Source organism: Actinomadura sp. NBRC 104425, from assembly GCF_030269545.1.
In the GTDB taxonomy this organism is placed as follows: Bacteria; Actinomycetota; Actinomycetes; order Streptosporangiales; family Streptosporangiaceae; genus Spirillospora; species Spirillospora keratinilytica.
Map to the genome: position 1 here is coordinate 147,317 of NZ_BSTN01000016.1, position 8,744 is coordinate 156,060.

9 protein-coding genes and 1 pseudogene are annotated in these 8,744 nt (G+C 72.0%); 4 read left to right on the plus strand and 6 right to left on the minus strand.

Annotated features, from left to right (window positions below; translation table 11 throughout):
- Nucleotides 1–43 precede the first annotated feature (43 nt).
- Nucleotides 44–2,014 carry an acyl-CoA dehydrogenase family protein gene (locus QSK22_RS23105; protein WP_285496408.1) on the minus strand — a complete coding sequence of 657 codons (1,971 nt, stop codon included), beginning with the start codon at nt 2,012–2,014 and terminating at the stop codon, nt 44–46.
- A 281-nt stretch (nt 2,015–2,295) separates the two neighbouring features.
- Between QSK22_RS23105 and QSK22_RS23110 the strand changes: the two genes are divergently transcribed.
- Nucleotides 2,296–3,054, plus strand: a complete 759-nt coding sequence (locus QSK22_RS23110) for an IclR family transcriptional regulator (RefSeq protein WP_285496409.1) — start codon at nt 2,296–2,298, stop codon at nt 3,052–3,054.
- Between the two features lie 56 nt (nt 3,055–3,110).
- On the opposite strand, the gene QSK22_RS23115 is transcribed toward QSK22_RS23110, so the two are convergent.
- The 5 genes from QSK22_RS23115 to QSK22_RS23135 all read right to left on the minus strand — a co-directional run bounded on the left by QSK22_RS23115 (nt 3,111) and on the right by QSK22_RS23135 (nt 6,856).
- Nucleotides 3,111–3,452: a MerR family transcriptional regulator gene (locus QSK22_RS23115; protein WP_285496410.1), complete on the minus strand. Its 342-nt coding sequence runs from the start codon at nt 3,450–3,452 to the stop codon at nt 3,111–3,113.
- A 127-nt stretch (nt 3,453–3,579) separates the two neighbouring features.
- Nucleotides 3,580–4,017 carry an Hsp20/alpha crystallin family protein gene (locus QSK22_RS23120; RefSeq protein WP_285496411.1) on the minus strand — a complete coding sequence of 146 codons (438 nt, stop codon included), beginning with the start codon at nt 4,015–4,017 and terminating at the stop codon, nt 3,580–3,582.
- 113 nt (nt 4,018–4,130) lie between these two features.
- Complete coding sequence (locus QSK22_RS23125; protein WP_285496412.1) at nt 4,131–4,925, minus strand: enoyl-CoA hydratase-related protein; 795 nt, start codon at nt 4,923–4,925, stop codon at nt 4,131–4,133.
- Nucleotides 4,926–5,060: 135 nt separating this feature from the next.
- Complete coding sequence (locus QSK22_RS23130) at nt 5,061–6,206, minus strand: acetyl-CoA C-acetyltransferase (RefSeq protein WP_285496413.1); 1,146 nt, start codon at nt 6,204–6,206, stop codon at nt 5,061–5,063.
- Between the two features lie 251 nt (nt 6,207–6,457).
- Nucleotides 6,458–6,856 carry a hypothetical protein gene (locus QSK22_RS23135; RefSeq protein WP_285496415.1) on the minus strand — a complete coding sequence of 133 codons (399 nt, stop codon included), beginning with the start codon at nt 6,854–6,856 and terminating at the stop codon, nt 6,458–6,460.
- A 108-nt stretch (nt 6,857–6,964) separates the two neighbouring features.
- On the opposite strand from QSK22_RS23135, the gene QSK22_RS23140 reads away from it, so the two are divergent.
- The 3 genes and pseudogenes from QSK22_RS23140 to QSK22_RS23150 all read left to right on the plus strand — a co-directional run.
- The gene (locus tag QSK22_RS23140) at nt 6,965–7,123 is read left to right on the plus strand and encodes a hypothetical protein (RefSeq protein WP_285496416.1); all 159 of its coding nucleotides are present in this window, start codon (nt 6,965–6,967) and stop codon (nt 7,121–7,123) included.
- 140 nt (nt 7,124–7,263) lie between these two features.
- Nucleotides 7,264–8,166: a class I SAM-dependent methyltransferase gene (locus QSK22_RS23145; protein ID WP_285496417.1), complete on the plus strand. Its 903-nt coding sequence runs from the start codon at nt 7,264–7,266 to the stop codon at nt 8,164–8,166.
- Nucleotides 8,167–8,259: 93 nt separating this feature from the next.
- Nucleotides 8,260–8,744 (plus strand): annotated as a pseudogene (locus QSK22_RS23150) (IS5 family transposase); the annotation flags it as partial.

An 8,744-nucleotide genomic window follows, 5' to 3' on the forward strand; every position in this document is an offset into this window, starting at 1 on the left:
CGGTCGGAGGCTCAGGGCAGGGGACGAATGCGTCTGGAGACTCTCACCCGATGGTGCGGTGCACGTTTTCCTTCTGGGCGGCCCCCGGCTCGGCGTGCGCGATCCACGGCCCAGGAATGGACGGGTCCAGAACCCCTTCCTCCTGCCAGATGAAGTCGCCGTCCAGCACCTGCCGGGCGAGCTTGCGGTCGAGCACGTCGGTGTTGTGCCACAGCCCCCTGAACAGCTCGTCGATGCGCAGGCGGGCCTGCCGGCAGAACGCGTCCGCCAGGCGCAGCGCCGACGGGCCCGGGTCGCGCCCGTTGCGGCCGAACATCGCACCGTTCGCGGCGTCGGAGTAGGCGCGGACGCACACGGCGCTCATCGCGAACAGCTCGGCGCCGATGTCGACCATCCGCCCCAGGAACCCCTGCCTGCGTTCCAGCTCGCCCTGCCAGCGGCCGGCGGCGTAGAACGTCGCCCGGGCCAGCTTGCGGGAGGTCCGCTCGACGTAGCGCAGGTGCTTGGCCAGCGGCCCGAACTCGGCGTACGAGCCCGGACGCTGGCCCGGCCCCGTCACCAGGGTCGGCAGCCAGCGCGCGTAGAAGCCGCCCGCCCGCACCGCCGCGCGGGCCTTCTGCGCGGGGGACGCCTCGGGGTCGATGATGTCCCCGGCCACCGATAGGTGCGCGTCCACCGCCTCCCGGGCGATGAGCAGGTGCATGATCTCGGTGGAGCCCTCGAAGATCCGGTTGATGCGCAGGTCGCGCACGTACTGCTCGACCGGCACGCCGCGCTCGCCCCGGGCGGCCAGCGACTCGGCCGTCTCGTAGCCGCGGCCGCCGCGCAGCTGCATCAGCTCGTCGGCGATCCGGCAGGCCATCTCCGTGCTCCACAGCTTGGCCAGCGCCGCCTCGATCCGGATGTCGTTGCGCTCGTCGTCGGCGAGCTGGGACGCCAGGTCCACCATCGCCTCCATGGCGTAGGCGGTGGCCGAGATGAACGCCACCTTGCGCGCGATCGCCTCGTGCTCGCCGACCGGGCGGCCCCACTGCACCCGCTCCCGCGACCACTCGCGGGCGATCTTGGTGGACCACTTGCCGGCCGCCGCGCACAGCGCCGGCAGCGACAGCCGCCCGGTGTTCAGCGTGGTCAGCGCGATCTTCAGTCCGGCGCCCTCGGACCCGATCAGGTTGGCGGCCGGGACGCGCACGTCGTGGAAGCGGGTGACGCCGTTCTCGATGCCGCGCAGACCCATGAACGCGTTGCGGTTCTCCACGGTGATGCCGGGCGAGTTCGCCTCCACCACGAACGCCGAGATGCCGCCGCGGTGGCCGTCGCCGCGCGGCACCCGCGCCATCACCACCAGCAGCTCGGCGACGACGCCGTTGGTGGTCCACAGCTTGACGCCGTTGAGCACGTACTCGTCGCCGTCGGGCACGGCGGTGGCGCTCAGCCGGGCCGGGTCCGAGCCGACGTCCGGCTCGGTGAGCAGGAAGGCGCTGATCTCGTTGACGCAGCGCGGCAGCCAGGTCTCCTTCTGCTCGGCGGTGCCGAACAGCTTGACCGGCTGCGGCACCCCGATCGACTGGTGCGCCGACAGCAGCGCGCCGATGGCCGGGCTCACCGAGCCGACCAGCATCAGCGCGCGGCCGTAGTAGAGCTGGCTGAGCCCGAGCCCGCCGTACCGGCGCGGAATCTTCATGCCGAACGCGCCGAGCTCGCGCAGTCCCTTGACGACCTCGTCGGGAATGCGCGCCTCCCGTTCGATGACCTGTGGATCGACCTTGGTTTCGCAGAATTCCCGCAGCCGGGCCAGGAACTGTTCGCCCGTGCGCCGGGACTCCTCGTCCGGCCGGGGATGGGGATGCACGAGATCGAGCCGGAAATCCCCCATGAACAGCTGTTTGCCGAAACTCGGCAGCCGCCATTCGGTCTCCCGGGCCTCCTCGGCCACCCTGCGTGCGGTGCGCTCGTCGACCGCGCCCGGGGCGGCGCCCCCGGCCGGACGGGTGGTGTGACTCGACTGGCTCATGTCGGCTCCTCCGACGCGCTCCGTCGCTACCCGCGAAGTTACTGCCAGGTTGTACCCGTGAGTAGCTCCGTGTACTGGTTTCTGGAGATGCCCCCTGTGACGCACCGGAAACACCTATAAGCACTGCGGTGAGAACACCGGTCAAGGACGGGACTTAACCCCCGATGCCGCGACATCCAAATCAGCAAAAGGCCCGGTCAAAGGAGAGCAAAGATGATCCAATAAGATCAGTGTCGTCGAACGACTTGACCCTGCACTGCAAGAGGGGTTCGCTGTGCGTGATGGATGAGACACGGAAACCGACTCTCATCGCGTCGGTGCAGCGCGCACTGCACCTGATGGAGGCCGTGGCGTCCCATCCAAACGGCGCACCGGCCAAGCAACTCGCCCGCGAGGCGGGCCTGCCGCTCGCAACGACCTACCACCTGCTGCGCACCCTGGCGCACGAAGGCTACGCCATCCGGCTGTCGGACGGCGTGTGGGTGCTCGGCGACCGCATCACCGCGCTGCACGGGCAGAGCAAGACCCAGCAGCTGCTGGCCCGCATCCGGCCCACCCTGGTCGCCCTGCGCGACGAGCTCGGCGCCGCCTCCTACTTCGGCATGCACGTCGACGACGAGATTCGCATCATCGACATCGCCGACGGCCCGCGCACCCCGCGCGTCGACCTGTGGGTCGGCTTCACCGAGGCCGCGCACGCCACCGCGATCGGCAAGTGCGTGCTGCGCCAGCTCGACCAGGAGCGGCGCCGCGACTACCTGTCGCGCCATCCGCTGATCGACCTGACCCCGCACACCATCACCGAGCCGAACCGCCTGCTGCGCATGCTGGACGCCCCGACGCCGGTGTCGCTGGACCACGAGGAGTACGCCATCGGCACCGGCTGCGCCGCCGTCCCGGTCACCGACGCCACCGGCTCGGTGGTCGGCGCGCTGGCCGTCTCGTGCCGCTCCAGCAAGCTGCCCCGCATCGAGGCGTCGGTGCACCGCATGAAGGCCACCGCCGCCCGCATCCAGCGCACCCTCACCTTCACCATGTGACACCATGTGACCCGCCCGCGCCCCACCTGCCCCGCCCGCGCCGCCGCGGGTGCGGGTCAGCGGGCGGCGTCCCGGCCGCGCAGGCGGGCCTCCAGGGCGCGGATGCGGCGCTGGTCGGCCTCGTGCCGGCGCTCCAGCTCCTGGACGCGCGCCTCCAGGTCCAGGATGCGCCGTATCGCGGGCAGCGTCAGGCCCTCCTCGACCAGCTCCACGACGTACTGGACGCGGGTGATCTCGACCCGCGAGTAGCGCCGCTGCCCGCCTTCGGTGCGGCGCGGCCGGACGACCTGGTACTCGTCCAGCCGGCGCAGGAACGCCTGGCGCAGGTCGAGCATCGCGGCCACCTGGCCCACCGAGTAGAGGGGGGCGTGGTCGTCGTCGATCGGCAACGTCGCCATGTCATCCGTCCGATCCTGGTCCCTGGCCCGATCATGCCGGAAAGTTCCCGGTGCGCGCACCCGGCATGCGCGACGGCGCGGCGGGACCGCGCCCGCCGCGCCGTGCTCGGTGTCTCGGCGCCGGGTGTCAGCGCCCGATCGCCTTCTTGCCGGCGCGCTTGATCTCGATCTTGCGCGGCTTGGCCTGCTCCAGCACCGGGATCCGGACGGCCAGCACGCCGTCCTTGTAGGCGGCCTCGATGTTGTCGGCGTCCAGGTGCTCGGACAGGTAGACCCGCCGGGTCAGGGAGCCCATGACGCGCTCGCGGACGAAGATCCGGTCGTCCTCGGTGTGCTCCTCCTCGCGCCGCGCGGTCACCGTCAGCACGCCCCGGTCGACGGTCACCTCGATGCTCTCTGGGTCGATGCCGGGCAGGTCGAAGCGCAGCAGGACGTCGTCCTTGCGGCGGATGCCGTCCATCGGCATGATCCCCTGCTCGGCCGCCTGGCCCCAGACCTGCCGGGTGAGCCGGTCGAACTGGCGCTCGAACTCCTGCACGAACGGGTCGATCGTGGTCAGCAGCATGATCGCCACCTCCGCAGAGTCGGTTCTTCGACCTTCGCTTGGAGTAAACCTCCAACTCGCCTTGTATATTTCCTTTCACGAGGATTTGAAACATCCTCGCCGAACGCTTGACTTCACCGGCCCTCGAAGCGCGGGGCGCGCCCCTCCAGGAAGGCGGCGACGCCCTCCTTGGCGTCGTCGCCGGCCGCCAGCTCGACCAGCTCGCCGAGCAGGTGGGCCACCTGCTCCTCCAACGGGCGCCCCTCGACGGCGAAGAAGGCGTCGCGCCCCCGGCGCAGGGCCGCGGGGCTCTTGGCGGCGATGAGGCGGGCCAGCGCGTCCACCCGCGCGTCCAGCTCGGCGCGCGGCACCACCTCGGTGACCAGGCCGATGTCGCGGCCCTCGGCAGCGCTGATCCGCTCGCCGGTGTAGTACAGCCGGAACGCGTGCTTGGGCGCGACGTTCCGGTTGACGATCGCCATGATCATCATGGGCCACAGGCCCACATTGATCTCGGGGGTGGCCAGCGTGACGTCCTCGGCGGCGATCACCAGGTCGCAGGCGGCGGCCAGGCCCAGCCCGCCCGCCACCGCATGCCCGGCCAGCCGGGCGATGATCGGCTTGCCCAGCCGGGGGAATGCGGTGAACAGCCGGTACGGGGCACTGGCCCGGATCGCCTCAGGGTCGGCGAGCGGGCGGCCGCCGTCCTGCGCCGCGCCGAGCCCGCCGAGGTCGGCGCCGGCGCAGAAGGCGCGGTCCCCGGCCCCGGTGAGGACGATCACGCGGACGTCCTCGTCGTCCCGGGCCCGGGCGAACGCGTCGAGCAGCTCGTCCACCATCCGGTCGTTGAGCGCGTTGCGGGCCTGCGGCCGGTTGAGCGTGATCCGGGCGACGCGGTCGGCCGTCCCGTACAGGATCGTCTCGTACATGCCCCTCCTTGCGGACTACGGAAGAACCCCGGAATACACGAAGGCGGGCGGAGCCCGGAAGGCTCCGCCCGCCACGCGGTCGGCCGCGGAATCCGGCCCGGCGCGGCACCGGACCGCAATCCGCTCAGGAGCGGATCAGACCCGCTCGATAATGGTGGCGTTGGCCTGGCCGCCGCCCTCGCACATGGTCTGCAGGCCGTACCGGCCGCCGGTGCGCTCCAGCTCGTGCAGCAGCTTGGTCATCAGGATGCCGCCGGTGGCGCCGAGCGGGTGGCCCAGCGCGATCGCGCCGCCGTTGGGGTTGGTCTTGTCCAGCGACGCGCCGGTGTCGCGGGCCCACGCCATCGGGACCGGCGCGAACGCCTCGTTGACCTCGAAGACGTCGATGTCGTCGATCTTCAGCCCGGACCGCGCCAGCGCCTTCTCGGTGGCCGGGATCGGGCCGGTCAGCATGTAGACCGGGTCCGAGCCGCACACCGCCAGGGTGTGGATGCGGGCGCGCGGCGTCAGGTTGTGCCGCCGCACCGCCTCCTCCGAGGCGATCAGCAGCGCCGAGGCGCCGACGGAGATCTGCGAGGCGACGGCCGCGGTCAGGTCCCAGCCGTCGCGCAGCGGCTTGAGCTCGGCCATCTTCTCCAGCGAGGTGTCGGCGCGGGCGCCCTCGTCCTTGCTCAGCCCGGCGATCGGGGCGATCTCCCGGTCGAAGTAGCCCGCCTCGATGGCCCGCACCGCGCGCCGGTGGCTCTCCAGCGCGTACTCCTCCATGTCGCGGCGGCTGAAGCCCCACTTCTCGGCCATCAGCTGCGCGCCGCGGAACTGGGAGATCTCCTGCTGCCCGTACCGCTCGCCCCAGCCCTCGCCGTAGGGGAACGGCATGCCCTTCTCCAGCGCGATGGCGACCGACGAGCCCATCGGCACCATGGCCATCTGCTCGACGCCGGACGCCACCACCAGGTCCTGGGTGCCCGACAGCACGCCCTGCGCGGCGAAGTGGATCGCCTGCTGGGAGGAACCGCACTGGCGGTCGATGGTCACGCCGGGCACGCTCTCGGGCAGGCCCGCCGACAGCCACGCGGTGCGCGCGATGTCCAGCGACTGCGGGCCGACCTGCATGACGCAGCCCATGATCACGTCTTCCACCGCGGACGGGTCGACGCCGGTGCGGTCGACCAGCTCGCGGAGGACGTGGGCCCCCAGGTCGGCGGGGTGGACGTCCTTCAGGGCGCCCTTCTTGGTGCCGACGGGGGTACGGACCGCGCCGACGATGTACGCCTCGGCCACTGCGCCTCCATGAGTGTGGGGTTCGGTTCCGTCCCGAAACCGAGCGAGATTCGGTCGTCAGTACGAGATTACATCGCCCCGGCGGTAGCGCCATATGACCGGGGTCTCCCTTTCCCTCCCCTTTCCTGTGCCCCGGCACACCGCGGCGAGGGGCGTTGGCCATGGTAGGCGGCCCTTTCCACCGGTCTCGCCGCAGCGCGGCCGGCGGCCGGCCGGGACGAGGGCGGGCCGCCGGATCGGAGCTTGGCACGTCAGTCGAGGAGGTCCTCGGCGGTCTTGGCGGCGCCGAGCGCGGTGCACGTCCCGGCCGCGGCGACCGCCGCGGCGGTGGCCCACGCCGGCACGCCGCCGCGGGTCTTGAGGGCGGAGAAGGTGTCGAGCGCGTCGGCCAGCAGCCCGTACCGCGCCCACGTCCGGCGGCCCGCCCGGTCGGCGAGCAGGTAGCCCGCGCCCAGGACGATCTCGCGGGCGCCGAACATGCGCACGACGAAGTCGCGGCCCGCATCGGGGGCGCCGCCCAGGCCCGTCAGCCGGGTGGCCAGCCGCGGCGCGGCGAGCCCCGCCACGCCGAGGGCGATCCGGCCGCGCGCCACGTGCGCAAGAAGGTCGTCCAACCGGTCACGCTTCTGGTCTTGCTTCGCATCTGCCACGTCCGTGAGGCTATCTCCGCACCGAACGCGGTTCGAGCACTGGGTTGAGGGTTTTCCGACCCGTCTATCGTTCAAGGGACAGCACCCGTCCCCGGAACGAAGGTGACCATGGAAGGGATCCTCGCTCTCACCGTCACCGCCCTGCTGTGCGCATACTGCGTGCGGTGGGTGGCGGGGAAGCTGCGGCTGACGGTGCCGACACGCATGGCGGTGATCATCGTGTTCGTGATCGCCGTGCTCGCCCTGTACGGCCAGACCCTCCGCTGAGCCCGAACTTCCTTCCCTCCCGGTGAGTCAATAACGGGAAGAGGCCTCGACCCTCTCCCCAGCCCTCGTGCCGGAGCCCGGGAAGCCGGCGCCGCGAGGGGGTCGCCCGGCGAGCCGACCTTGAGCCGAGGGAGACAGACGTGCCGCAACCGGCGACGCCCATCCACCAACCAGGCGGCACGGTCGCCCCGCACCTGCGGCGGCTGCTGGAGTTCACCGAACCCTCGATCGACGACGTCTGCCTGGACGTGGCGCGCGGCGCCGGGCCGATGCCGGACGCGCTGCGCCCGTGGGTGCGCCACGTCACCGCCGTGGACGCGCAGCCACCGGCGCTCCGCGAGCAGAACGGCCGGACGCCCACGGTGACGTTCGGCACCGGCCCAGCGCACACACCCGGCAAGGGCCACCTCCCGGGCGACACGCAGCCGATGTCCCGGCCCCTGGCCCACGCGGCCGGTCACGACGCGCCGCCGCGCGGCGGCCCGGACGGCCCCGTCTCCCCCATGCGGGCCCTGCCGTACGAGGCAGGCGTCCGCCGCCACGACCCCGACACGCCCACCGTCCGCGCCGACGCCACCGCCCTGCCCTACCGGAACGGTTCGTTCACGCTGGTCACCGCCCGCTTCTCGCTGCTGCACCTGGGCGACCCGCAGCGGGTGCTGCGCGAGCTGCTTCGGGTGTGCCGCCCCGGAGGGAGACTGATCGTCGCCGAACTGGTCCGTCCCAACCTGGCCGGGCCCGACCGCGACCGGCTGGAGCGGCTGCGCGACCCCGACCACCCGGGCACCCCGTCCATCGCCGGGCTCACCGAACTGATCACCGCGGCGGGCGCCTGGGTCCGGCGGCTGGACGTGTTCACCGTGGAGCGCCCGGCGGAGCCGTGGCTGGCCGAGGCCCGCGACCCGCGCGCCGCCGACCGCATCCGCGCCGCGCTCCTGGAGGAGGTCAACGGCGGTCCCCGCACGGGCGCCAAACCCCGCGTGATCGGCGGTGAGTTGTGGTTCACCCAGAACTGGGCCCACGTCGCCGCCGAACCGGTCTAGGCAGTGTCGTCAAAGTGGCTGCGTAACGGGTCGTGCATGACGATCATGTGATGCGTGGTTCGTCGTCATGAGCTGACCGATGCCGAATGGGCCATGCTGGAGCCGTTGCTGCCCAAGCAGCGGATGGGCCGTCCGCGGGCCGATGACCGGCGGGTGCTGAACGGGATCGTGTTCAAGTTCCGTTCCGGGGTGGCCTGGCGGGACGTGCCCGAGCGGTACGGGTCCTGGCGGTCGCTGCACACCCGCTTCCGCCGGTGGGCCGCCGACGGGACGTTCACGCGGATGCTGCAGGTCGCCCAGGCACGGGCGGATGCGGCCGGGGACGTCGACTGGCTGGTGGCGGTGGATTCCACCATCGTGCGTGCTCACCAGCACGCCGCCGGCGCCCGCAAAAAGGGGGGCACCAGGTGCTCGGCCGCTCGCGGGGCGGGCTGACCAGCAAGATCCATCTGGCCTGCGACGGCAGAGGACGCCCGCTGGGATTGGTCGTGACCGGCGGCAATGTCAATGACTGCACCCGGTTCACCGCGGTGATGGCCGCGATCCGGGTGCCCCGGGTCGGGCCGGGCCGGCCCCGG